This window comes from Roseicyclus salinarum (genome assembly GCF_029624655.1).
Taxonomy (GTDB): Bacteria; Pseudomonadota; Alphaproteobacteria; order Rhodobacterales; family Rhodobacteraceae; genus Roseibacterium; species Roseibacterium salinarum.
On sequence record NZ_JARRSA010000011.1, the window covers coordinates 1 to 21,627 of the forward strand.

Annotated in this window: 27 protein-coding genes; 14 read left to right on the plus strand and 13 right to left on the minus strand. The window is 68.7% G+C overall.

What is annotated here, in order from left to right:
- Window positions 1-167: 167 nt before the first annotated feature.
- Window positions 168-806, plus strand: a complete 639-nt coding sequence (locus P6F26_RS09195) for a class I SAM-dependent methyltransferase (RefSeq protein WP_278028387.1) — start codon at window positions 168-170, stop codon at window positions 804-806.
- Here P6F26_RS09195 and P6F26_RS09200 read toward each other — a convergent pair.
- Window positions 784-1,698, minus strand: a complete 915-nt coding sequence (locus P6F26_RS09200) for a LysR family transcriptional regulator (RefSeq protein WP_278028388.1) — start codon at window positions 1,696-1,698, stop codon at window positions 784-786. The two genes, P6F26_RS09195 and P6F26_RS09200, sit on opposite strands and share 23 nt — an antisense overlap.
- Window positions 1,699-1,789: 91 nt before the next feature.
- Window positions 1,790-3,127 (minus strand): FliI/YscN family ATPase, encoded by a 1,338-nt coding sequence (locus P6F26_RS09205; RefSeq protein WP_278028389.1) that lies wholly within the window; start codon window positions 3,125-3,127, stop codon window positions 1,790-1,792.
- Window positions 3,128-3,191: 64 nt separating this feature from the next.
- On the opposite strand from P6F26_RS09205, the gene P6F26_RS09210 reads away from it, so the two are divergent.
- The 8 genes from P6F26_RS09210 (at window position 3,192) to P6F26_RS09245 (ending at window position 9,450) form a co-directional block, all read left to right on the plus strand.
- Entirely contained in the window at window positions 3,192-3,587 is a 396-nt protein-coding gene (locus P6F26_RS09210) for a flagellar basal body rod protein FlgB (protein WP_278028390.1), read from the plus strand.
- A gap of 12 nt (window positions 3,588-3,599) precedes the next feature.
- On the plus strand, window positions 3,600-4,010 hold the full coding sequence (gene flgC / locus P6F26_RS09215; protein WP_278028391.1) for a flagellar basal body rod protein FlgC: 411 nt from the start codon (window positions 3,600-3,602) through the stop codon (window positions 4,008-4,010).
- 11 nt (window positions 4,011-4,021) lie between these two features.
- Window positions 4,022-4,342: a flagellar hook-basal body complex protein FliE gene (gene fliE / locus P6F26_RS09220; RefSeq protein WP_278028392.1), complete on the plus strand. Its 321-nt coding sequence runs from the start codon at window positions 4,022-4,024 to the stop codon at window positions 4,340-4,342.
- Window positions 4,343-4,369: 27 nt separating this feature from the next.
- On the plus strand, window positions 4,370-4,639 hold the full coding sequence (locus P6F26_RS09225; protein ID WP_278028393.1) for a flagellar biosynthetic protein FliQ: 270 nt from the start codon (window positions 4,370-4,372) through the stop codon (window positions 4,637-4,639).
- Window positions 4,636-5,475: a lysozyme family protein gene (locus P6F26_RS09230; RefSeq protein ID WP_278028394.1), complete on the plus strand. Its 840-nt coding sequence runs from the start codon at window positions 4,636-4,638 to the stop codon at window positions 5,473-5,475. Before P6F26_RS09225 ends, P6F26_RS09230 begins: the two co-directional genes overlap by 4 nt.
- An 80-nt stretch (window positions 5,476-5,555) precedes the next feature.
- Window positions 5,556-7,559 carry a flagellar biosynthesis protein FlhA gene (flhA, locus tag P6F26_RS09235; protein WP_430736737.1) on the plus strand — a complete coding sequence of 668 codons (2,004 nt, stop codon included), beginning with the start codon at window positions 5,556-5,558 and terminating at the stop codon, window positions 7,557-7,559.
- A gap of 1 nt (window position 7,560) precedes the next feature.
- Complete coding sequence (locus P6F26_RS09240; protein WP_278028396.1) at window positions 7,561-8,316, plus strand: flagellar biosynthetic protein FliR; 756 nt, start codon at window positions 7,561-7,563, stop codon at window positions 8,314-8,316.
- Window positions 8,317-8,325: 9 nt separating this feature from the next.
- The gene (locus P6F26_RS09245) at window positions 8,326-9,450 is read left to right on the plus strand and encodes an EscU/YscU/HrcU family type III secretion system export apparatus switch protein (protein WP_278028397.1); all 1,125 of its coding nucleotides are present in this window, start codon (window positions 8,326-8,328) and stop codon (window positions 9,448-9,450) included.
- 98 nt (window positions 9,451-9,548) lie between these two features.
- On the opposite strand, the gene P6F26_RS09250 is transcribed toward P6F26_RS09245, so the two are convergent.
- The 4 genes from P6F26_RS09250 to P6F26_RS09265 are packed head-to-tail and all read right to left on the minus strand — an operon-like array spanning window position 9,549 to window position 11,936.
- A complete protein-coding gene (locus tag P6F26_RS09250) occupies window positions 9,549-10,124 on the minus strand; it encodes a MotE family protein (RefSeq protein WP_278028398.1) in 576 nt (191 codons plus the stop codon).
- Window positions 10,121-10,474, minus strand: a complete 354-nt coding sequence (locus tag P6F26_RS09255; protein WP_278028399.1) for a hypothetical protein — start codon at window positions 10,472-10,474, stop codon at window positions 10,121-10,123. The genes P6F26_RS09250 and P6F26_RS09255 overlap by 4 nt, the downstream gene beginning before the upstream one ends.
- Window positions 10,471-11,337, minus strand: coding sequence for a FliM/FliN family flagellar motor switch protein (locus P6F26_RS09260; RefSeq protein ID WP_278028400.1), 867 nt, complete (start codon window positions 11,335-11,337; stop codon window positions 10,471-10,473). Before P6F26_RS09260 ends, P6F26_RS09255 begins: the two co-directional genes overlap by 4 nt.
- A gap of 53 nt (window positions 11,338-11,390) precedes the next feature.
- Window positions 11,391-11,936, minus strand: coding sequence for a flagellar basal body-associated FliL family protein (locus P6F26_RS09265; protein WP_278028401.1), 546 nt, complete (start codon window positions 11,934-11,936; stop codon window positions 11,391-11,393).
- A gap of 134 nt (window positions 11,937-12,070) precedes the next feature.
- Here P6F26_RS09265 and fliF point away from each other — a divergent pair, with 134 nt between their 5' ends.
- The 5 genes from fliF to P6F26_RS09290 are packed head-to-tail and all read left to right on the plus strand — an operon-like array spanning window position 12,071 to window position 16,748.
- Window positions 12,071-13,720, plus strand: a complete 1,650-nt coding sequence (fliF, locus tag P6F26_RS09270; protein WP_278028402.1) for a flagellar basal-body MS-ring/collar protein FliF — start codon at window positions 12,071-12,073, stop codon at window positions 13,718-13,720.
- A gap of 10 nt (window positions 13,721-13,730) precedes the next feature.
- Window positions 13,731-14,402, plus strand: a complete 672-nt coding sequence (locus P6F26_RS09275) for a FliH/SctL family protein (protein WP_278028403.1) — start codon at window positions 13,731-13,733, stop codon at window positions 14,400-14,402.
- On the plus strand, window positions 14,395-14,817 hold the full coding sequence (locus P6F26_RS09280; protein ID WP_278028404.1) for a FliM/FliN family flagellar motor switch protein: 423 nt from the start codon (window positions 14,395-14,397) through the stop codon (window positions 14,815-14,817). Before P6F26_RS09275 ends, P6F26_RS09280 begins: the two co-directional genes overlap by 8 nt.
- Window positions 14,818-14,827: 10 nt before the next feature.
- Entirely contained in the window at window positions 14,828-15,676 is an 849-nt protein-coding gene (gene fliP / locus P6F26_RS09285) for a flagellar type III secretion system pore protein FliP (RefSeq protein ID WP_278028405.1), read from the plus strand.
- Window positions 15,677-15,698: 22 nt separating this feature from the next.
- Window positions 15,699-16,748, plus strand: a complete 1,050-nt coding sequence (locus tag P6F26_RS09290) for a flagellar motor switch protein FliG (protein ID WP_278028406.1) — start codon at window positions 15,699-15,701, stop codon at window positions 16,746-16,748.
- Between the two features lie 34 nt (window positions 16,749-16,782).
- Here P6F26_RS09290 and P6F26_RS09295 read toward each other — a convergent pair whose 3' ends face one another.
- From P6F26_RS09295 to P6F26_RS09325, 7 genes are all read right to left on the minus strand, one after another.
- On the minus strand, window positions 16,783-17,598 hold the full coding sequence (locus P6F26_RS09295; protein WP_278028407.1) for a DUF1217 domain-containing protein: 816 nt from the start codon (window positions 17,596-17,598) through the stop codon (window positions 16,783-16,785).
- A complete protein-coding gene (locus P6F26_RS09300) occupies window positions 17,595-18,035 on the minus strand; it encodes a flagellar biosynthesis repressor FlbT (protein WP_278028408.1) in 441 nt (146 codons plus the stop codon). The genes P6F26_RS09295 and P6F26_RS09300 overlap by 4 nt, the downstream gene beginning before the upstream one ends.
- A gap of 3 nt (window positions 18,036-18,038) precedes the next feature.
- Window positions 18,039-18,458 (minus strand): flagellar biosynthesis regulator FlaF, encoded by a 420-nt coding sequence (locus P6F26_RS09305; protein WP_278028409.1) that lies wholly within the window; start codon window positions 18,456-18,458, stop codon window positions 18,039-18,041.
- Between the two features lie 121 nt (window positions 18,459-18,579).
- The gene (locus tag P6F26_RS09310) at window positions 18,580-19,521 is read right to left on the minus strand and encodes a flagellin (protein WP_278028410.1); all 942 of its coding nucleotides are present in this window, start codon (window positions 19,519-19,521) and stop codon (window positions 18,580-18,582) included.
- 108 nt (window positions 19,522-19,629) lie between these two features.
- Entirely contained in the window at window positions 19,630-20,055 is a 426-nt protein-coding gene (locus P6F26_RS09315; protein WP_278028411.1) for a hypothetical protein, read from the minus strand.
- A complete protein-coding gene (locus P6F26_RS09320; protein WP_278028412.1) occupies window positions 20,052-20,354 on the minus strand; it encodes a rod-binding protein in 303 nt (100 codons plus the stop codon). Before P6F26_RS09320 ends, P6F26_RS09315 begins: the two co-directional genes overlap by 4 nt.
- Window positions 20,354-21,487 (minus strand): flagellar basal body P-ring protein FlgI, encoded by a 1,134-nt coding sequence (locus P6F26_RS09325; protein ID WP_430736734.1) that lies wholly within the window; start codon window positions 21,485-21,487, stop codon window positions 20,354-20,356. The genes P6F26_RS09320 and P6F26_RS09325 overlap by 1 nt, the downstream gene beginning before the upstream one ends.
- Between the last annotated feature and the right edge of the window lie 140 nt (window positions 21,488-21,627).

Genomic DNA, 21,627 nt, shown 5'->3' on the forward strand with positions numbered 1-21,627 from the left:
GCAGGGTATGCCCGATCTCGCGCCTCCGCAAACCCCGCCGCGCGGCGCGGGCTGGTGGGGCATTTCATTCTCCAGCGCATGTGGCTCATGCCGATTTCGCCAATTTACCGAAATTTCGCATATGCTAGGGACCGCCGTGGCCTGAGACCGGGCAAGGAGGTGCTGACATGAACGAAACGACGGATGCCGGGTTCTGGGATCGGACCGCGCGCAAGTATGTGGGCGCGGCCGTCGCGGATCAGGCGGGCTATGCGCGCACACTCGGCCGGACGGGGGACCTGCTGCGGGCTGGCGACCGGGTGGTCGAGCTTGGATGCGGGACGGGATCGACGGCCATGACGCTCGGCGGGGCCGTGCGAAGCTATCTCGCCACCGACATCTCGCCGACCATGATCGCGATCGCGCAGGACAGGCTCGCCGCGGCCCCCGTCGATGGGATCGAGTTCCGGGTCGCGACCGCGGCGGACCTGTCACGCGGCGCGCCCGCGGCGGATGCCGTCCTGGCGTTCAACGTCCTGCACCTCGTCCGCGACCTCGACGCGACGCTTCGCCATGTCCGGGACATGCTGGGGCCCGACGGCCTGTTCGTCTCGAAGACCCCGTGCGTCGGCGACATGAGCCCGCTCATCCGCTGGGCCGTGCTGCCTGCGATGCGCGCCGTCGGCAGGGCGCCCTTCGTGACGGTCTTCGACGCCGGTGAACTGCGGGCACGCATCTCCGATGCCGGGTTCGAGGTGCTGACGGTCGAGAACCACGCCGGGCGCGGAAACGACGACCGGCCCTTCATCGTCGCGCGCCGCCGCTGACGGGGGACGGCCCGCCCATCGCGGCCAGCATGTCGTGAAGGATGTCCCTGACCAGCATGATCCTCGGGCTCGTCTGCAGACGCTCGTGGATCACGATCCAGATCGGGGCGCGGATCGGCGGCGCATCGGGAAACAGCCGGACCACCCCCGGCGTGCGGTCGGCGATCTCGCGGTGCATCGGCGCGACGCCCATCCCTCGCGTGACCATTTCCCAGATCACCACCGACGATTCCGAGGCCAGCCGGAAATCGCCCGCCGCGACCTCGATGCCGAGCCCCCGCAGGTAGCGGGCGTAGAGATCGAGGTCGTCGAAGCCGATCAGCGCCGAGGGCTCGAGGTCCGAGAACGTCTCGGGCCGGCCGTTGCGCGCGACCCAGTCCGCCGAGGCGTAGAAGAAGACCTCGCTGTCGCGGACATGATGGCCGACGAGCCCCTCGCGGACCGGCGGGGCATGGCGGATCGCGATGTCGGCCTCTCCGCGATGCAGATCGCTGAGCGCGTTGGCGACGACGACCGACACGGTGACCTGCGGCAGCGTCGCGCGCACCCGCTCGACGATTTCGGGCAGGACATGCTGCGAGAAGCTGTCGGTGGCCGAAACGCTCACATGGCCGCCGATCTCCGCCTCCTGGCCCTTCGCGGTCAGGGCAAGGGCCGCGGCCGTGTCGGCCATCGTCTCGGTCATCTCGAACAGCTTGCGGCCGACCCCGGTCAGCACGAGCTGCCGCCCGACACGGTCGAAAAGCGCCACGCCGAGGTCGGCCTCGAGCGCCGCGACCTGTCGCGACAGCGTGGGTTGCGTCAGGCCGATCCGCAGCGCCGCCGCCGACAGAGAGCCCTCAGCCACGGTCGCGTGAAAGGCCCGCAAAAGGTTCCAGTCGAGGTTTTTCATGCACAGGCGTATATCCGCATTCCGTCCTGGCGCAATTTCATTCCTTCCCGCATTGATGCGGTCCGGGTCGTCCGACCGGGAACGCCGCCCGTCAGATCTCGATCCCCGATGCCTTCAGGAGGTCTTCGAGTTCCAGGAAGGCCGCCGCTGTCGGCGCGTGATCGCCCCTGCCCTGCGTGAGCGCGCGGCCCAGCGGATCGGCGAGCCGGATCGCGCGGTCGATCTCGGGATCGGAGCCGGGCTTGTAGGCGCCAAGGCGGATCAGATCCTCCATGTCGCCATGGCGCGCGAGGCTGAGGCGCGCCGCGCGCAGAAGCGCGTTCTCGTGATCGCTGTGACAGCCGGGCAGCATCCGCGACACGCTGCGTTGCAGGTCGATGGCGGGATAGCGCCCTCTCTCGGCGGTGGACCGGTCGAGGACGACATGCCCGTCGAGGATGCCGCGCACCGTGTCCGCGACGGGGTCGTTCATGTCGTCACCCTCGACCAGCACGGTGTAGATCGCGGTGATGTCGCCCTGTCCCGCGGCGCCGGGGCCAGCCCGCTCCAGAAGCTGCGGAAGCTCCGCGAAAGTCGTGGGCGGGAAGCCGCGCTGCGCAGGGGGTTCGCCCGCCGCGAGGCCGATCTCGCGCTGCGCGAGCGCGAAGCGCGTGACGCTGTCCATCAGGAGCAGGACGTGCAGGCCGGCATCGCGGAACTCTTCGGCCACGGCGGTCGCCGTCCAGGCCGCCTGACGCCGAAGGAGGGGCGGCTCGTCACCGGTCGAGACCACGAGGACCGACCGCGCAAGGCCCTCGGGGCCGAGGTCGGCCTCGATGAAGTCCTGAACCTCGCGGCCGCGCTCGCCCACGAGGCCGATGACGATCACGTCGGCCTGCGCGCGCCGGGCCAGCATGGCCAGAAGGCTGGACTTGCCCACGCCCGACCCCGCGAAGACGCCCATGCGCTGCCCCCGGCAGAGCGGGGTGAAGATGTCGAAGGCCTTGACCCCCGTCTCGATGCGCGGGCCGACGCGGCGGCGCGCGAAGGCGGCGGGCGGGGCGGCCCGCACCGGCCTCGGCGCGGGGCCGTCGGCAAGCCGACCCTTGCCGTCTAGCGGCCGGCCGAGCCCGTCGATCACGCGTCCCAGCCAATACGCATTGGGGCGGATCGTGTCGTCGCCCTCCACGGCCTCGACCACGTCGCCCGCCGCGACGCCGCGCCAGACGCCGAAGGGCAGGACATGGGAGCCGCCGTCGTCCAGCCCGACGACTTCCCCCAGCACCGCCCCCTGCCGGCCATGCACCCTGCAGCGCTGCCCTATGCCGAGCATCCGCCCGAGGCCCGACACGGTGAGCGTCAGGCCCGACACGGCCTTCACCTCGCCCGCGATGCGTGTGCCCGCCGCCTCGCGGGCGGCCTGCGTCAGGTCGGAAAAGATGGTCTTCATGAATAAACCGCTTTTCTGGTCATACTATTCATGGTAACTGTTCTTGCAACGAAAGGAAAGTAACTTGAATCTCTCTGGCGTCTCCTTCTTCAATCTTGCGTCCCAGCGGCTGAGCTGGCTCGGTGAGAGCCAGAGGGTCGTGGCCGAAAACGTGGCCAATGCCGACACGCCGGGCTTCAGCGCGCGGACGACCACGGGCTTCGACGAGATGCTGTCGGGCGCGCGCGCCGCAGGCCTTTCGGTCACGGACCCGCGCCACATCGCGGGCACGGACACGGCCGGCAGCGTCCGGTCGATCGAGGACCCCGACGCCTGGAGCACCAGCCTCGACGGCAACACGGTCGTCCTCGAACAGCAGGCGATCCGTTCGAGCGAGCTGAGCGGCAGCTACCAGCTTGCCGCCACGCTCTACCGGAAGGGTCACGAGTTCCTTCAGCTTTCCGTTTCCGGCAACCGGTAAGGAGCCCCCCGCATGGATCCGCTCAGATCGATTTCCTCCATCGCCGCAAGTGGAATGCTCGCCCAGAGCCATCGCCTCAAGGTGACGGCCGAGAACGTGGCGAACGCGAATTCGACCGGCAACACCCCGACCGAAGAGCCATACCGCCGCAAGACGATCACCTTCGCCGAGCTGCTCGACCGCGAGTCCGGCGCGTCAATGGTCCAGGTGGAGGACATCGGGCGGGACGCCTCGGACTTCCCGCTTCGCTATGACCCGGCCCACCCGGCCGCGAACGAGGAAGGCTACGTCCGCACGCCCAACGTCAGTGCGATCCTCGAGATGAACAACATGCGCGAGGCGGCGCGCAGCTACGAGGCCAACATGAACATGTACGAGGCGGCCCGGACGATGCGGCGCCAGATGCTCGACCTTCTGAAATAGGGCCGCGCGCGATGACCGACATCAGTTCCGTCGTCTCCACGGCGGCAATCCAGGGCGCCTACCGGAGCAGCCAGTCGCTGTCGACGGCGGCACGCGAGCCCTCCGCCTCGGGCGGGGAGACCTTTTCGGACATGCTGCGCGACGTGACCGCAGGCGCGGTGAATACCGCCCGCACGGCCGAAGGGGTCGCGGCGGCAGGGCTGCGGGGCGAGATGGACACGCAATCCGTTGTCGAGGCGACGCTCGAACTGGAGACGACCCTCAGGATCGCCGTCTCCATGCGCGACAAGCTGGTGCAGGCCTACCAGGAAGTCCTTCGAATGCCGATCTGATCGGCGGCGCGAGGAGCGGAGTTCACCATGACCGAAGCCGACGCCTACGCGATCTTTTCCGAAACGATCTGGGTGATCCTGATCGCGTCCGGACCCGTGCTCGTGATCGCGACCGTGATCGGCCTCGGCATCGCCTTCTTCCAGGCGCTGACGCAGATCCAGGAGATGACACTGACCTTCGTGCCGAAGATCGCGGCGATCTTCGTTGGGCTCGTCGCCTCCGCCCCCTTTATGTACGGCACCCTCGCGCGGCTGTCGGAGACGGTCTTCGACCTCATCGCCGCGGGCAACCTGTGACGCGCGCGGCCCTCGCCCTCGCCCTGACGATGGCCACCGCCGCCGCGCCGCTCCTGGCGGACGGCTGGGCGGGCTTCTACGCGCCGTCCGGGCCCGCGGAGGGCACGGTGCGCGCCGCCGCGGCAAGGACGGACCGCGCGGACGTCATGCAGGCGGCACCGGGCGAGGCGGGCATCTGCCTTCGGGCGATCCTCGACGCACAGGAACGTCACGGCATCCCCGGAAACCTCCTTCTGGGCATCGGCCTGCAGGAGGCGGGAACGCGGCGTGACGGAAGGCTCACGGTCTGGCCCTGGGCCGTGAACGCGGCGGGCGAGGGCCGCCTCTTCGACAGCCGCGACGCCGCGATGGCCTGGGTGCGCGACCGGCTGGCGGCAGGGGTGCGGTCGATCGACGTGGGCTGCCTGCAGATCAACCTGCGCTGGCATCCCGACGCCTTCGAGACGCTCGCCAACGGGTTCGACGCCGGCATCAACGCCGACTACGCCGCCCGCTTCCTGCGCGACCTCTACCTGCGCACCGGAGACTGGGAGACCGCCGCCGGCTCCTACCATTCGTTCACGCCCGACAGGCGCGCGGTCTACCTTTCGTCGCTCCGTCGCAACGTGGCCGTCGCGAACCAGCGCGCCGACGAGTTCGCCGCGCTCGCCTCGCGCGCGCCGGGACGCGCGCCCTCCCGCCCGGCGGCGCCCGCCCTGCCCCCGCTCGAGGGCGGGTTCTGGGCGGCCTCCCTCTCGCAGGGGACGGGTGCGGAGCGGCGCAGCCTCTACAGCCGGCAGGACCTGCAACCGGTCCTCCCGGTGTTCCGGGCCCAGCCCTCGGGGGATGCCCCGTGAGCGCGAAGGTCTCAAGCGTCTCCGCCATCCTCGCGGCAGGCAACGGCAACCGCGACGTGGCCTTCGCCGTCGGCGTGGCGATGGTGCTTGCGGTCCTTTTCGTGCCGCTGCCGTCGATCCTGCTCGACCTCGGGCTCGCCATGTCTCTGTCGTTCTCGGCACTGATCCTGATGGTGGCCCTGTGGGTGCCGAGGCCGCTGGAATTCAACAGTTTCCCCACCCTGCTTCTGGTGGTCACGATGCTGCGGCTGTCGCTGAACGTGGCATCCACCCGGCTCATCCTCGCCGAGGGTCACACCGGCACCAACGCCGCCGGCGACGTGATCGAGGGCTTCTCCCGCTTCATCGCGACGGGGAATTTCGTGATCGGGATCATCGTCTTCACGATCCTCGTCGTGATCAACTTCGTGGTGATCTCCAAGGGCTCGACCCGCATCGCCGAGGTGTCCGCGCGCTTCGCGCTCGATGCCATGCCGGGCAAGCAGATGGCGATCGACGCGGACCTCGGCGCGGGGCTCGTGGACGAGGCCGAGGCCAAGCGCCGCCGCAAGGAGCTCGAAGACGAGACCAGCTTCTTCGGTTCGATGGACGGCGCCTCGAAGTTCGTGCGCGGCGACGCGGTCGCGGGCATCATCATCACGCTGATCAACCTCGTGGGCGGCATCCTGATCGGCGTCCTGCAACATGGCCTGACCATCGGCGAGGCCGCCAACGTCTACACGATCCTGACGATCGGCGACGGCCTCGTCACGCAGATCCCGGCGCTGCTGGTGTCGCTCGCGGCGGGCATCATCGTGACCAAGGGCGGCACCGAGGGCGCGACGAACGAGGCGGTGCTGGCGCAGCTGGGCGGCTATCCCAAGGCGCTCTACATGGCCGCCGCGCTCCTGTTCGGCATAGCGCTTCTGCCGGGCTTTCCAATCTCGATCTTCGGCCTCCTCGCGGCGCTTATGGCCACGCTCGGCTTCGTCCTGCAGCGCAGCGCCACGGCGACGCGGCAGAACGAGGAGGCCCGCGCGCGGGCGGTGGAGGACGACGCCGGCGCCGCGGACGAGAACCTGTCGGAGACCATGAAGCTCGACGAGATCCGCCTCGACGTGGGCGCGGCGCTGGTGCCGATGGTCGACCGGCCCGACGCGGCGCTGCCGGCGAAGGTCAAGAGCCTGCGCAAACTTTTCATCCGCGACTTCGGCTTCGTGCTGCCCTCCGTCCGGATCACCGACGACGCCAGCCTTCAGGCAAATGCCTACGCGGTTCTGGTGCACGGCGTCGAGGTCGCGCGCGGCGAGGTGCGGCCGACCGGAATGATGGTCATCGCCTCGGGCGAGGAGACGGCGCACCTGGCCGGAGAGCGCGGCAGGGATCCGACCTTCGGGCTGGATGTCCTCTGGATCGACCGCGGCGCGGTGGACGCCGCGGAAGAGCGCGGCCTGACGGTCGTGGACCCCGAAAGCGTCATCACCACGCACCTGACCGAGGTGGTCAAGGAACACATGCCCGAACTGCTGACCTACGGGGCGACGAAGGCGCTGATCGACGGTCTCGACCGCGACTACCAGAAGCTCGCCTCGGAGATTCCGGGCGGCCAGCCGGTGATCCTTTTGCAGCAGGTCCTCCAGACGCTCCTTTCCGAAAGGGTGTCGATCCGCAACCTGCCGTCCATCGTCGAGGCGACCGCCGAGGCCGCGCGCAGGACGACCGACGTGGCGCAGGTCACGAACCATGTGCGCCAGAGGCTGTCGAACCAGATCTGCAAGGCGCTTTCGGACGCGCAGGGCTTCGTGTCGGTCATCGCGCTCGGGCCGTCGTGGGAGCGGGAATTCTCGGAGGCCGTGCGCATGAACGGCGACGAGCGGACGCTCGTCATGTCGCCGCAGCGGGTGCAGGAATTCGTGCTCGAGGCGCGGCAGGAGATCCAGCGCTTCGCGCAGAAGGACGAATGGCCCGCGATCATGGTGAGCCCCGAGGTCCGGAGCTTCGTGCGCTCCATGCTCGAGCGCGTCAGCCCCGCCACCCAGGTCGTCTCGCACGGCGAGATCCACCGCAAGGCGACGCTCAAGACCGTCGCGCGCATCGGAGCCTGACATGGACCTGACCGTCTTTCTGACCGCGCAGTTCCTTGGCTTCGCGCTGGTCTTCGCGCGCCTCGGGGCGACCCTCGTCTTCATGCCGGGCTTCGGCGAGCAGGCCGTGCCGGTGCGCGCGCGGCTTCTGTTCGCCTTGGCGCTTTCGGCGGCCCTTCGCCCGGCGACGCCCGTGGACGGAGTATCGCCCGACGGGCCGCTCGCGTTTCTCGCGGTGCTCGGGATCGAGATCACGATCGGCCTGTGGATCGGACTGACCGCGCGGGTCCTTCTGTCCGCGCTGCAGTTCGCGGGCTACCAGATCGGCATCGTGGCGGGGCTCGCCAACGCCTTCGGGCCGCAGCTGGGCTCGTTCGAGGGCTCCACCATGGTCGCCACCGGGCTTCTCATGGCCGGTGTCGCGCTGATCTTCGCGACCGACTTGCACCACCTCATCATCGCCGCCCTCATGATGAGCTACGACGTCTTTCCGGTCGGCCTGATAATGCCCGGCGATCTCGCGCAGCAGATGGTCCGGGCGGCTGCGATGAGCTTCTGGATCGGGGTCACGATCACCGCGCCGTTCTACATCATGGGCCTGTTGCTCAACCTCGGGCTCGGGCTCGCCAACAAGATGATGCCGACGCTGCCGGTCTTCTTCGTGGCGGTGCCCGTGCTCATCGCGGCGGGTCTTCTGGTGCTTGCCGTCAGCGGGCCCGCGCTATTCGGCGGCTTCCTGCAGGCCTTCGCCGACTGGCTCGGCCGGCTGGCGTTCTGAGGGCGGGCGATGTCGGACCAGGAAGACGAAAGCAGCAAGACCGAGGACGCATCCGAACAGAAGCTGCGAAAGGCGCGGACCAAGGGCGACGTCCCGAGCTCGCGCGAGCCCTCCACGGCGATGAGCGTGCTGTCCCTTTTCGCGATCGTCTTCTACCTCGCCCCCGCCGTCATGCCGGACATGGCAGGCGTCCTTTCGGGGCTCATCGCGAATGCGGGCTCGATCCATGTCGGCACGGGACGAGCGGGCCTGAGCGACCTCGGCGCGGTGTCGGACATGCTGGTGACGGGCGTCGCCTCCATTCTCGCGCCCGTCATGGCGGTCATGGTCTTCGCGGCGCTCTTCGGGGTCCTCGTGCAGGGCGAGACGGTCGTCGCCGCCGAGCGGCTGAGGCCGAAACTCTCGAAGATCTCCCCCTTGGCCGGTCTGAAGAGGATGTTCTCGACAGACACCCTGGTCGAATTCATCAAGAACCTCGCGAAGGTCGCCGTCGTCGCGGGCATCGCCGCGTGGATCGGGGGCGCGGCCCTGACGGCGATGTGGCGGGCGCCGGGTTTCCTTCCGGGGCAGATGCTGGGCTATTCCGGCGACGCGGCCGCGCGCATCCTGCTGGCCTCGGGCTCCGTGCTGGCCGCCATCGCGGTTGCGGACGTGATCTGGAAGCGCGCCCAGTGGCTCAAGAAGCAGCGCATGTCCCTCAAGGAGATGCGCGACGAACACAAGGACAGCGAGGGCGACCCCTTCATCAAGGCCAAACGCGCCGGCATCCGGCGGCAGCGAGCGCGGCAACGGATCGCGACGGCGGTGCCCACGGCCACAGTCGTCATCACCAACCCCACGCATTTCGCGGTGGCGCTGCGCTACGAGCTTGGCCGCGACGCGTCGCCCGTCTGCGTCGCCAAGGGGACCGACCTCGTCGCCGCGAAGATCCGCGAGCTCGCGCGGGAGGCGGAGGTCCCCATCGTCGAGAACCGCCCCCTCGCCCGCGCCCTGCACGCGACGGTCGACGTGGACGCGCAGGTGCCAGTCGAGCACTGGCAGGCGGTCGCCGAGATCATCGGCTACGTCATGGATCTGGGGCGCAACCTCGACCGGCAGCCGCCGGAGGGCTCGCGCCTGCGCACCGACACGTAATGGCGCGCCGCCTTGTGGGCCAATGCCGGATTATGGAAATTTTAGGTCGGAAATGACTGCTCGATACGATCAATTGAGGTTCGAAATATGCAGGCCAGTCAGCGCAGGCGCAGGTTCGAAACGTTCTGGTCACCGGGCAATTGCGAGCGTTCGAGGATGATCCGCGAGAGGGCGCGCGCGCGCATCGGGTCAAGTTGCGCGAGGATCGGCGCGGCATCGCGCTCGGACATGGTGGCGAGGATCATGAACGTCACCTCCATGTCGAGATCGTCCATGATGGCGGCCGCTTCGTCGGGCTTCATGTTCCGGTAGAGGTTCACGAGGCGCTGAAGGTCGGCGGTCCGCGCCGCCTCGACCTGCTCCAGAAGGGCCTCCACGCGGTTGCGCACCTCGGCAAGCTGCTCGGCCTCGGCCTCGAGTTGGCCGCGCGCGAGGTCGAGCGCGGCGCGCCGCGCGGCAAGGTCCGCCTGCTGCTCCTCCAGAAGGGCCCGTTCCTCGGCGATCGAAGCGAAGACGTCCTCGGACGTGCTGCACATGGGCGGCGTCTGCGACTGTTTCGTGGCCGTGTAGGGCGGAAGCGCGCCCTTCGCGGGCTGAACGCCCCCGGCGAGGCACGGGCCTGCGCCCAGCGCGACCGCGGCAAGCATCAGGGGAAGGCGGACCGGATGCGTCATGCGTGATGTTTCCGCGCGTCGTCGAAGAAGTTCCGGATCAGGTCCATCTTCGCGGGCATCCGCAGCATCGCGCTGGCGCGCATCTCCTGCAGGGCAGCGTCCTGCGGCTCGGGGACGTTACGCCAGCCGCCCGGGACCGCATGGCGCGCGGGCGTCATGTCCTGGGCCACGGAGCGCAAGGTCTTCACCGAGCCCTCGGTGCGATCCACCGCGGCCGAGAACGTCTCGACCACTGGGCGCAGGCCATCCAGCGCGGCCATGAGATTGCTGAGGCGGCGATGCAAGATCACGGCGTAACCAACTGTTCCACCAAGTAAAACAAGAATGATCGTGTCGATAAGAAGCGTCATCGGCCCTTGAACTCCCCTGTCTCAAGTTCTTCCGTGATCTGCAGCGCCATCGCGCCGTTGGCACGCCTGCCGGCCTCGCCGCGGAAGATGGTCCTGCCGCTGCAGGCGATGCTTGCGGGCTGCGTGGCGTCGATGCCGAGGTCGAGGGTCTCGCCGAGCTTCCATGCCAGCGCGTCGCCGAGGCGGACCTCGCCCTCCCCGATGATCGCCGTCACCTTGATCTGTGCGCAGGCGATCATGGTCGACAGCTCCTCGCGCCACCCGGTGGCCTCGGGAACGGCGCGCGGGCGCACGGGGCGCGCCAGCATGTCGAGGTCGGGCCCGAACAGCGAGAACGGCAGGATCACGTGAAGTGCGCCAGTGGCGCCGCCTGCCTCGAGCGGCACCACGGCCACCACGCAGCGATCGCCCGCCGCACCGAGATCGGCGGCCGCAACCTCGTGCTTCAACTCCAGGGCGTGTCCAGTGACCTTGCGAAGCGACGCCAGCTCGGCCGACAGCGCTCCGACCGCCCGGTCCAGCAGCCGAAGCGCGATGCGCCGCTCGATCGGCGTGAGCGGCCTGTCCGTGTCGGCATCCTCGGGCTCGTCCCCGAGGATCCTGCCGAGGAACACCGCCATCAGGGGCCTTTCGATGCCCACGAAGAACGCGCCGGTCCAGGGGCGCGCCTCGGCCGAGGCGATGATGCCGGACGCGACCCCGCGGGCCTCCTCGCTGGTGACGTATCTGATGTCGGCGGCCGCCGGGACCACGTCCGCGCCGCTGAACTCCGCAAGGGTCCGGCCCACGCCCTTCGCGAAGGCCGCCAAGGCGTCGTCGAGCCGCCCGAGCCGCGCGGGCTGACCCTCCGCGGCGCGAATCATCAGCTCCTCGACGGCCTGCCGGCCTGCCGCGTCCGACGGTTTCGCCGCCCCCCTCATTGGATCACCAGGTCGACGACGAGCACTTCGCGGGGGGCGTCGGTCTCGGCCAGCGTGCGCGCCCGATGGAGCAGGTCCGAGCGAAGCCGTGCAAGCCCCGCCGAGCCGCTGAGGTCGCGTTCGCTCAGAAGCCGGAGGTAGTCCACGTAGGCATCCCGGATGTAGGGCTGGCGCTCGGCAAGCCGGTCGGCGCCCTCGGCGAGGCTGTCGTAGACGAGCGCGACGTTCAGCTTCAGGAACCGTTGCGTCTGCCGCCCGGAAGCGGTCATGGCGGCGATGTTCACGATGATCTCGTCGAGGGGCGCGACCACAAGGGCCTCCTGCGGCTCCTGCGGCGCGGCCTCGTCCCCGCCATGCGCAGCATCGGTCGCCGCGTGTTCCGGTTCGGCGACCTGCGTGCGTCCCGCAAGGCCGCCGAAGGCCAGGAAGGCGCCCGCCGCGACGGCCACCACGCCGACCACGGCCAGCCCGGCGATCACGCGCCGCCGCTTGCGCCCGGAGGTCGCCGACGGCTCCCCTGCCATGTCCTGTTCCTTGCTCATGGGCTGCACACCAAAATCCTTCATCGAAAATCTACTCGACAATACAAGAATTGCAAGAATAAACTTGCAATTATGCTGGAGGTATTCGTATATACACCCAATCTATCCTTGTAATCATCGCATGGTAAGGGCGCGTGAAGGCAATCGTCGAAAATCTGAAGGCCCTCGGCCGCACGAGACTGCTCGCGCTCGGCGGGGTCGGCGTGCTGTTGACGGCGACCGTGTTCTTCGGCCTCAGCATCGCGCTTTCGCCGTCCTTCTCGCCGCTCTACACCGAGCTTTCGCCGGGCAGTGCCTCGCGCGTGGTGAGTTCGCTGGAGCAATCGGGCTTCCGGGTGCAGCTGTCGCCGGACGGCTCGGTGGTGAGCGTCCCGCGCGAGGACATCGCTCGGGCGCGGATGGTGCTGGCCGATGCCGGGCTGCCCTCGGAGGGCTCGCCAGGATGGGAGCTGTTCGACAACGGCAGCGGGCTCGGCATGAACACCTTCCTGCAGCAGGTGAACCGGTTGCGGGCCCTCGAGGGCGAGCTGGCGCGCTCGATCCAGACCATCGACGGGATCGAGGCCGCGCGCGTGCACCTCGTGCTTCCCGAACGCGAGGCCTTCTCGCGCAGCCGGCCCGAGCCCTCCGCCTCGGTCATCATCCGCAGCCGCCGGGGCGACAGCGTCTCGCTGCGCCAGGCGGTGGCCATCCGCGCGCTCGTCGCCTCGGCCGTTCCGGACCTTTCGCCCGAGCGGATCACCGTCCTCTCGGCGACCGGCGAGACGATCCTGGCCGAGGACGGGCAGGAGACGCCCGGCTCGATACTGCAGTCGCGCAAGGCCGAGCTGGAAGAGCGCATGGCCGCGAACGTGATGAGCATCCTCAACGCCCGCGTCGGTTCCGGCAATGCGCGCGTGCAGGTCAACGTCGATCTGTCCACCGTGCGGCAGGTCACGCTGCTGGAGGAGTTCGACCCCGAGGGGCAGGTGGTCCGATCGACCGAAACGCGCGAGGAATCGGCGCGCGACCAGCAGCCGGGCGAGCAGGAGGTCGGCGTCGCCGGCAACCTTCCCGGCGATTTCGGCGAGCCCCTCTCGGCGGGCGGGCTCAACGAGACCGAGCGCGCCGACGAGATCGTGAATTACGAGATCGGCTCCACCCGGACGGAAACGGTTTCGGAACCGGGCGCGGTCGAGCGCGTGTCGGTCGCCGTGCTGGTCGATGGCGTCTACGGCGAGGACGCGAACGGCGACATCGTCTTCACGCCGCGCGAGCAGGCGGAACTCGACCGGCTTTCCGAGCTTGTGAAGGCCGCTGTGGGCTTCAACTCCGAACGCGGCGACACGGTCTCGGTCGACAGCCTTCAGTTCGTGGACGTCGCGTCCGACATCGGCGCGCCCGTCGGCGCCTCGCTTGCCGAACTCGCGGCGGACAACCTGCCAACCGTGCTTCGCGGCCTCTTCGCGCTCGCGCTTGTCGCCGCCGTTCTGGCGCTGGGGCTGCGGCCCGCGATGAAGCTTCTGATCGCGCAGCAGGACGCGAAGGCGCTGACGGGGCCAGACGGCAGGACGCCGCTTGCGGTCGAGGGGCATGACAGCGAGCGGCCGCAGATCGCGGGGCCGCAGGGCGCGGCCTCGGGCCTGCTTCTGTCGGCCGACGAGACGGACGGTGAGACGCTGCGCGTCGCGTCCGTGGTGGGCGGCGTGTCGCGGCGGCAGATCGAGCGGGCGGGCGCCCTTGCCGCGCAGCGCCCCGAGGAAACGCTCAGGACGGTCAAGGGCTGGCTGGCGGCAAAGGCTTGAGAGGACGGTGATGACCTACATCTTCGACAGAAACTTCGACGTCGAGCGGGATGGCGAGCCGAGGCAAGCGCCCTGCGCGGCCCGCCCGATGTTCACGGAGGACGACCTTCGCGCGGCCGAGAGACTGGCCCGTGCCGAGGGCTTCGAGGCGGGCCGCAGCCGCGGCAGGACCGAGGCGGAGGCCGAGGCCGGGGCCGCGCGCGCGCAGGAACGCCAGGACGCCCTGCTCGCCATCGCCGGACAGGTCGAGACGTTCTGCCGCGACGCCGCCGGCCATCGCGCCGCGCTGGAATGCCAGATGCTCGACTTCGCCATCGCCACCTGCGAGCGGCTCATTCCCGAACTTCTCAGGACGCGCTCGGTGGACCGGGCCGCGGCAGAGGTGAAACGCTGCCTGTCGCTCGCGATCGGCAGCCCCAGGATCCGCATCTTCCTGTCCCGCGCCGTGCTCGACCTGCACGGGGCCGCGATCGAGAAGGCGATCCTCGAGCGCGACGAGGGCACGAAGGTCGAGCTGGCGGCGGACCCGGCCCTCGCCGACGGCGACGCGCGGGTCGAGTGGGACAACGGCGTGATGGAATACAGTTTCGGCCGGATCGCGGAGCAGGTGCTGGACGCGCTCCACCGCACGCGTCCGCTGCCGGCCGAAGGGATCGCAGACGGGAGACTGGCGCATGGCTGACGACGCAGGATCGAAGACTGTCAAGGGACGCTCGGGCGCGCAGCCGCCCGCCGAGCCGCCGCCCGCAGGGGCCGGGGACGGCCCCGCCGCATCGGCGGGCGCCCTGTTCGAGGAGATCGCTGCGGACCCGGAGACCGTGGCCGGCGGCGACCAGCGCACCAGCCGGGGGATCGAGGCGATGATGGACGTCAGGATGGATGTCCAGATCGTGCTGGGCCACGCGCGGATGCCGATCGCGGAGCTTCTGAGGCTCGGGCGAGGATCGGTCCTGCAGCTCGACCGCCAGATCGGCGAACCGGTCGAGGTCGTTGTGAACGACATGCTGGTGGCGCGCGGCACCCTCGTGAAGCTCGCGGGGGATCGGATCGGCGTGACGCTGACCGAACTCATGCGCGGGTCGATGGCAGAGGTCTGACCGGCGCGACATGGAATACCGTCCCACCCCTAACGCGCAATGGCAGCACTGCCTGCGACTTGGCCTGTTTCTCGGGGTTGCGCTCGCGTGCCTCGCAGTGCCGGCGCAGGCCCCCGCGCAGGATGCGGGCGGGCTTCTGAACGACCTCGCGGGCGCCCTTGGGGATGCGCCCGACGGGTCGGACGAACGCGCGACGCTGAGCGGGCGGATCATCCAGCTCATCGCGCTGACCACGATCCTCAGCGTGGCGCCCGGCCTTCTGGTGATGATGACGAGCTTCACCCGCTTCGTCATCGTCTTCGCCATCCTCCGCTCGGCGCTGGGGCTGAACCAGACACCGCCCAACATCGTGCTGACGAGCATGGCGCTGTTCATGACGTTCTTCGTCATGCAACCGGTCTTCGAGGATGCGTGGGAAGGCGGCGTTCAGCCGCTGATCGAGAACAGCATCACCGAGGAGCAGGCCATCGCGCGCATCGGCGAACCGTTCCGGGTGTTCATGTTCGCCAACACCCGCCCCAAGGACATCGAGCTGTTCCACGACATCGCCGCGCGCTCGGACGGCACCGAGGCCGCCCCCCTTCCCCAGACCCCCGAGGAGGCGTCGTGGCGCGCGCTGATCCCCGCCTTCATGATCTCGGAGCTGCGCCGCGCCTTCACGATCGGCTTCCTGGTCTTCCTGCCATTCCTCGCCATCGATCTCATCGTGGCGTCGATCCTGATGAGCGCCGGCATGATGATGCTGCCCCCCGTCCTGATCTCGCTGCCGTTCAAGATCATCTTCTTCGTGCTGATCGACGGCTGGTACATGCTGGCCGGCAGCCTCATCGAAAGCTACGCGCCCTTCGCCCTGCCCTAGCGCCCGCCTCAAGGAGTCCAGAATGACGATACGCTACAGCTCCACCGGACGCGATGCCCCGCTCACCGGTCCGCGGCTTTCGGGCCCCGAGAAGGTCGCGATCCTGTTTCTCTGCCTCGGCGAGCAGCGCGGTTCGGAGCTGATGCAGCGCCTCGAGGAGGGCGAGATCCAGCGCATCACGCTTGCGATGTCGGGCCTCGGCCCGATCCCGGCGGAGGTCGCCGAGGACGTGCTTGCCGAGTTCGCGGAAACCGTCGCCTCGGGCGGGATGCCGCTTGGCACCTACGAGACGGCACGCAAGATGCTGGGCGCGTTCCTGCCCGACGACAAGATCGACGCCATGCTGCAGGACGTGCGCCCATCGGCGCGGGAAAGCGATATCTGGCAGCGGCTGAACCAGATGGACGAGAAGGTGCTCGCCCGGCATTTCGCGGTCGAGAAGGTGGCGACGGTCGCCACGATCCTGTCGTGTCTTTCGCCCGAGGTCGCCGCGCGCGTCCTGCCCCTTCTCGAAGAGGACCAGATGCTGCGCGTGCTCGAGCGGATGATGCGCATGGAGGACCCGCCGAACCACCTCGTAGAGCAGATTGAATCCGCATTGCGCGAGGACCTGCTCGAGTCCGACGACGACGCCTCCGCCATCATCGCGCACAAGCGCATGGCCGACATCTTCAACAAGCTCGACCCGGCGCTGTTCGACAACGTCTCGGTGCGCTTGTCCGACCGCGCGCCCGATGATTTCCAGGCCATCAAGAAACGCATGTTCACCTTCGACGACATGATCCGCATCGACGGGCCCGGCCTTGCCCGGATCATGCGCGGCGTTCCCGGCAACACCGTGCCGCTCGCCCTGCGCGGGACGCCGAAGGAGCTTCGCGATCACTTCCTTTCGGCGCTGCCCACCCGCTCGCGGGACATGCTGGTCGAGGAGATGGACGCGATGGGCCCGGTCCGGGCGCGGGACGTGCGCGCGGCGCAGGGCCTGATGGTGGACTACGCGCGCGAGCTGATCCGCGCCGAGGTGATCAGGCTGCCGTCCGACGACGAGGAGGAAGAGGAGCTGATCGAGTGATGCGGCCCGGTCAAGCGGCGCGGGCCGTCCGCGCTCAACGGTAGGGCCGCGCCGGAAGGCCCGAGATCGCGGTGATGTCGAACAGGACCGGCGCGAACCGGCCCTGCGCGCTGGCCGTCAGCATCTGGACGGCGGCGTTCTGCGCGACGCGCGACGGGTCGAGCGCGTCGCTGAGCACGATGTACTTGCGCACGATCTTCTCCACCTCGTCGGGGTCCTTCAGCTTCGCGATGTCCAGCCGCGAGCTGATCAGATCGGCCTGGCGGTCGATGTCGAGGCGGGCCATCTCGTCCGGCAGGCCCAGCGCACGACGCACGACGCCCGAAAGGTCACGGTCCTTCAGAATGTCGAAGGGGTTGCCGATCTCGGCGGCCTTGCGACGGAATTCCAGCGCCGCGCCGACCGCCGCGTTCTGCGCCGCCTGATCGTTGATGAAGACGGTCTCCAGATACCGGTCGACCATCTTTTCCTGCCAGCTGCCCCGCGCCGTGTCGCGGTTGCCCCGGCCCCCGGCCGCGAAGCCCAGCGCGTCGTGCATCTCGCGGAAACGCGGGTCCGTCAGGCGGTTCACGAGAGCGGCGGGATCGGCCGGATCGCTTTCGAGCATCCGCTTGATCAGCGCCTTGCCGAAGATCTGGTCCTCGAGGTCGAAGGCCCTCATCACGAAGACGTAGAGCTCCCGATCCTCGACCAGCTGTTCCACGGTGGTGACGTCCGCGATGCGCTCGCGGAAGCTGCGGATGCCGCGCGCATGTTCCGGCGCATCGCGCAGGCGTTCGATCTGGGGGGCGCGCGTGGCGTCCACGAGGCTGAGCGCAAGCTGCGAGCTCAGCCCTGAAAGCGGGATCATGTTCCCGTCGCCAGGTGCGCTTCCCGCGCGGCGGCAGCCCGTCGCGCGGACGTCGCGAGAAGGATCTTCTCGTGCGCCAGCACCGGACGCAGCTCGCTGAGGGCGCGGTAGAAGTCGGCCTGGCTCACATGGTTCGCCGCCTTGAAGATATGCGCCACGTGGCCCGGCCCGAACACGGTCGCAAGGACCGCAAGCTGTTCCCGGATCGTTGGCAGCAGCTTTTCGCGCAGGTCGCTGCGGATCAGCGCGGTCTGGATGAGGAAGTAGACGCGGCTGACGGGCGTGGCGGCGTCCTCGGGATCGAGCAGGTCGGTGCCGCGCACCACGTCGGCGCGCTGGCTTTCGATCGTGAGCGTGTGCCGGCGGTTCGAGTTGCGGATGACGCAGCCGTTTATGACGACGCGCTCGTCGGGCTTGAGGTTGAGCTTGAGGGGCATGGTTCAGACCTCCGCGCCGACGGGGCGCGGGGCGTTGCCCGCGAGGCCGGCCACGATGGCGCGGTTGGTCGAGATGAGCGCCGCGACACCCGCCTCGCCACCCAGGACCACTGCGGTCTGCCGCTCGACCCAGAGCGCAAGTGAGATAAGGTTCGCACGCAGGTCGGGGGGAAGCTGGTTGCCCGCCTCAGCGAGGTCGTGCTTCAGCGCGGACCAGAACATGACGTTGTCGTTGAGGGCCGCGGAAAGTCCGCCGGACAGGATGCCGAGGCGGTCGAGGTTCGAGGCGGCGGCGTCGTAGGCGCTTGCGTGGGCCTCGAGGTCTGCGGTGATGCGCGCGAAGATGCGGCGCTCGATGTTGCGGGGGGTTTCGATCTCGCGGATCGTGGCCTTGTAGGCTGCGATGCTCATAGCTTCTGCCATTCGTTGGTCCCGGCGTTCTCGCCGGGCGCGTGTCGGGGCCGGCTGCAGGGACCGCCGCGGCCGGTCGTGAGTCTCGGGGCGGGGCCCGGCCGTTACGCCGGGCCCCTACCGTAGGGGAGGATCAGCGGAACAGGCTCAGCACGTTCTGCGGATTCTGGTTCGCGATGGACAGCGACTGGGTGGCGAGCTGCTGCTGCACCTGGAGCGCCTGGAGGCGGGCGGCCTCCTCCTCCATGTCCGCGTCGACCATCGCGCCGACGCCGGCGTCGAGGGTGTCGGCGAGCTTGTTGAGGAACTCCTGCTGGCCCTCGATCGCCGCTTCGGACTGGCCGAGCTGGGTGGCGATGTCCGTCACGTCGCCGAACACGGCTTCCGTCGATGCCAGCGCGCCTGCAAGGAATGCCGCGCCGGTCGTGGCATCGTCGGCCGCCGCCGCGAAGCCGGTGGCGAGCGCGCTGAAGTCCGCGACGAGCACGGCCATGTCATGCGTGCTGACGGCCATCGTCGTGGTGGCGTAGGTTCCGCCCGCGCGCGAGATGCCGGTCACGACGTCCCGGTCGACACCGACGGCGGCGTTGCCGTTCGTGGCGCGGGTGATCGTGCCGTCGGCCGCGACGACGGCAGCCGCCGTGACGTCTGCCGTGCCGTAGGAGGCCGCGCCCAGCATGTCGTCGCCGTTGAACGTCGACTGGCTGAGGGTCGTCTCCATCTGCTTGACGATCTCGAGCAGGTCGTTCTCGATCTCGGTCTGGCCGCCTTCGGCACCCTGGGCGAAGGCCACCTTGTCGAGGAACTGCTGCGCGAGGCCCTGGACCGTCTCGGAGCCGAGGCGCGCGGTCGCGATCGAGTTCTTCGTGAGCGTCAGGCCCTCGTTGATGGCCCGGTAGGCCCCGCTGTCGCCCTTCATCGTCGTGGAGATGGCGAAGTAGGCGGCGTTGTCTTTGCCGGACTGGACCTTGAAACCGGTCGAGATGCGGCTTTGCGTTTCGGTGAGGTTGCTGTTGATGTTGCGCAGGGTCGACAGCGCGTTCATCGCCGCGGCGTTGGTGTGAATCGAAGACATAGCGTTCTCCAGTGCTTCGGATCTGTGGCTCCCGCCTTTCTGGCAGGGGGTGCGAGGCTTGGCTCGCAGGTGGGATTTTATCCTTAGTGGTTTCCCCGAGGTTAAAGATTAGAGCGTTTTGTTTATGGCACTATTCTTGCTTAATTCTGCCATTTTCTTGCCATCTTTCGCCAGCCTCTCGCCCCTCGCGTCGTAGGTTCCGGCAAGGCTTTCGCGCTCGGCGAGCCGCGCGAGCTCGAAGGCCACGTCCCTGACCGCCCCGGCCATCCGGCTGACCAGCCTGCCGTTGCGCCCCAGAAGCGTCTTCAGGCGCGAGACGCGCGCCCGGAGCGCCTCCGCCTCGGGCCCCTGCCCCGCGAGCCCGTCGGCGATCGCGGCCTCCATCGCCTCGATCCGGGCGGCGAGCACCGCCTTTTCGGCGAGAAGGTCGGCGACGATCGCGGTGTTACCGCTCTCGATCCCCGCGTTCTCGCGCTCGAGCAGTTCGGCCAGCGCATCGATCTGGCTGAAGTCGTCGTCCTTGAGGAATTTCATCGTCCATCTTCTCCTGAACCGGCGGTGTATCCCGTGATCGCGGCCTCGACGCTTTGGGCCACGCCCGTGCGCCCGCCATCCGCGATTTCCTCGGCGATGGCGCGGGCGAAGAAGCTTCGCCACATCTCTTCGGCATGGCCGCCGCCCATGAGGCCCTGCGGCACGGTCTTGAGCATCTCGTCCACCGTCTGCGACAGGAACATCGCCTCGAATTCGCGCGCCGTGTCCGCGGCGTCCCGGCGAAGCGGGCGCGCGTCGATGGCAGACGGCAGGAGGTGGCCGGTTTCGACGGAGGTCATCAGATGATCTCCAGGTCCGCGTGCAGCGCGCCCGCCGCCTTGATCGCCTGCAGGATCGCGATGGTCTCCGTCGCACCCACGCCGATGGCGTTCAGCCCGTCCACCAGCCGCTGCAGGCTGACGTTGCCTTCGAGCACGGTGAACTGCGTCTCGCGCTCGCGGACCTCGACCTCGGTCTGCGGCACGATAACGGTCTCGCCGATGGAGAAGGGTTCGGGCTGGCTGACCTCGATCTGCTCGCGGACGAGCACCGTGAGCCCGCCCTGGCTGACCGCGACCTCGCCGATGCGGACGTTCGCCCCCATCACGATGGTGCCCGACCGCGCGTCTATGACGACCCTCGCCACCGTATCGGGGCGGACCAGAAGGTTCTCGATCTGCGAGATCAGCTCGGGCAGGTCCGCCTTGTCGTGCCGGTTGATCTCGATCGTCGTGGGATCGAGCGCGACGGCCGTTCCCGGCCCGATCGCCGCGTTGATCGCCTCCTCGACCCGCTGGGCCGTGGTGAAATCGGGCGTTCGCAGCGCAAGGCGCACAGTCTGCAGGTTGTTGAACACGAACGGTATCTCGCGCTCGACAATGGCGCCGTTCTCGATGCGCGCGACTGTCGGCACGCCCTCGACGATGGATGCGTTCAGCCCCTGCGCGGCATATCCGGCGACGGCGATGGGGCCCTGGGCCACGGCGTAGACCTCGCCGTCCGCACCGGCGAGCGAGGTGACGATCAGGGTGCCGCCGCGCAGGCTGGAGGCGTCCCCGATCGACGAGATCACCACGTCGATGGTCTGCCCCATGCGCGCGAAGGGCGGAAGGTTCGCGGTGACGAGGACGGCGGCCGTGTTCTCGGTCTTGATGTCGTCCTCGGTCAGGTTCCCGACGCCGAGGCGCTCCAGCATCCCCTCGATGGAGCGTTCCGTGAACGGGCTGTTCCTGAGCCTGTCGCCGGTACCGTTCAGTCCGACGACCAGCCCGTAGCCGACGATCTGATTCTCGCGCACACCCTCCAGCGTCGTGATGTCCTTGATCCGCACGTCCGCAAGCGACGGCGCGGGCAGGCACAGCGCAAGCAGCGCCACCGCGGTCCGCAGATGGCGTCCGAAGGCCCCCCACGGCCGTTCCCTGTATCCAATCACGACAAACCTCCGCTTGCGTCCAACCTGTCTTTTACGGCAATACATGAATAAGTCAACTTATACTTGCTATTCATGTTTTATACTTGTATTCCGTGTCGGAGGTTTATCGATCCTCTTGCTCGGGACAGCCTGCGAGCGTC

Bases quoted from the DNA above. Each gene is read 5' to 3' on its own strand.
- P6F26_RS09195 (WP_278028387.1), top strand. From the start codon at position 168: ATGAACGAAACGACGGATGCCGGGTTCTGGGATCGGACCGCGCGCAAG.
- P6F26_RS09200 (WP_278028388.1), bottom strand. From the start codon at position 1,698: ATGAAAAACCTCGACTGGAACCTTTTGCGGGCCTTTCACGCGACCGTG.
- P6F26_RS09205 (WP_278028389.1), bottom strand. From the start codon at position 3,127: ATGAAGACCATCTTTTCCGACCTGACGCAGGCCGCCCGCGAGGCGGCG.
- flgC (WP_278028391.1), top strand. From the start codon at position 3,600: ATGGATCCGCTCAGATCGATTTCCTCCATCGCCGCAAGTGGAATGCTC.
- fliE (WP_278028392.1), top strand. From the start codon at position 4,022: ATGACCGACATCAGTTCCGTCGTCTCCACGGCGGCAATCCAGGGCGCC.
- P6F26_RS09225 (WP_278028393.1), top strand. From the start codon at position 4,370: ATGACCGAAGCCGACGCCTACGCGATCTTTTCCGAAACGATCTGGGTG.
- flhA (WP_430736737.1), top strand. From the start codon at position 5,556: ATGGTGCTTGCGGTCCTTTTCGTGCCGCTGCCGTCGATCCTGCTCGAC.
- P6F26_RS09240 (WP_278028396.1), top strand. From the start codon at position 7,561: ATGGACCTGACCGTCTTTCTGACCGCGCAGTTCCTTGGCTTCGCGCTG.
- P6F26_RS09245 (WP_278028397.1), top strand. From the start codon at position 8,326: ATGTCGGACCAGGAAGACGAAAGCAGCAAGACCGAGGACGCATCCGAA.
- P6F26_RS09250 (WP_278028398.1), bottom strand. From the start codon at position 10,124: ATGACGCATCCGGTCCGCCTTCCCCTGATGCTTGCCGCGGTCGCGCTG.
- P6F26_RS09255 (WP_278028399.1), bottom strand. From the start codon at position 10,474: ATGACGCTTCTTATCGACACGATCATTCTTGTTTTACTTGGTGGAACA.
- P6F26_RS09260 (WP_278028400.1), bottom strand. From the start codon at position 11,337: ATGATTCGCGCCGCGGAGGGTCAGCCCGCGCGGCTCGGGCGGCTCGAC.
- P6F26_RS09265 (WP_278028401.1), bottom strand. From the start codon at position 11,936: ATGAGCAAGGAACAGGACATGGCAGGGGAGCCGTCGGCGACCTCCGGG.
- P6F26_RS09275 (WP_278028403.1), top strand. From the start codon at position 13,731: ATGACCTACATCTTCGACAGAAACTTCGACGTCGAGCGGGATGGCGAG.
- P6F26_RS09280 (WP_278028404.1), top strand. From the start codon at position 14,395: ATGGCTGACGACGCAGGATCGAAGACTGTCAAGGGACGCTCGGGCGCG.
- fliP (WP_278028405.1), top strand. From the start codon at position 14,828: ATGGAATACCGTCCCACCCCTAACGCGCAATGGCAGCACTGCCTGCGA.
- P6F26_RS09290 (WP_278028406.1), top strand. From the start codon at position 15,699: ATGACGATACGCTACAGCTCCACCGGACGCGATGCCCCGCTCACCGGT.
- P6F26_RS09295 (WP_278028407.1), bottom strand. From the start codon at position 17,598: ATGATCCCGCTTTCAGGGCTGAGCTCGCAGCTTGCGCTCAGCCTCGTG.
- P6F26_RS09300 (WP_278028408.1), bottom strand. From the start codon at position 18,035: ATGCCCCTCAAGCTCAACCTCAAGCCCGACGAGCGCGTCGTCATAAAC.
- P6F26_RS09305 (WP_278028409.1), bottom strand. From the start codon at position 18,458: ATGGCAGAAGCTATGAGCATCGCAGCCTACAAGGCCACGATCCGCGAG.
- P6F26_RS09310 (WP_278028410.1), bottom strand. From the start codon at position 19,521: ATGTCTTCGATTCACACCAACGCCGCGGCGATGAACGCGCTGTCGACC.
- P6F26_RS09315 (WP_278028411.1), bottom strand. From the start codon at position 20,055: ATGAAATTCCTCAAGGACGACGACTTCAGCCAGATCGATGCGCTGGCC.
- P6F26_RS09320 (WP_278028412.1), bottom strand. From the start codon at position 20,354: ATGACCTCCGTCGAAACCGGCCACCTCCTGCCGTCTGCCATCGACGCG.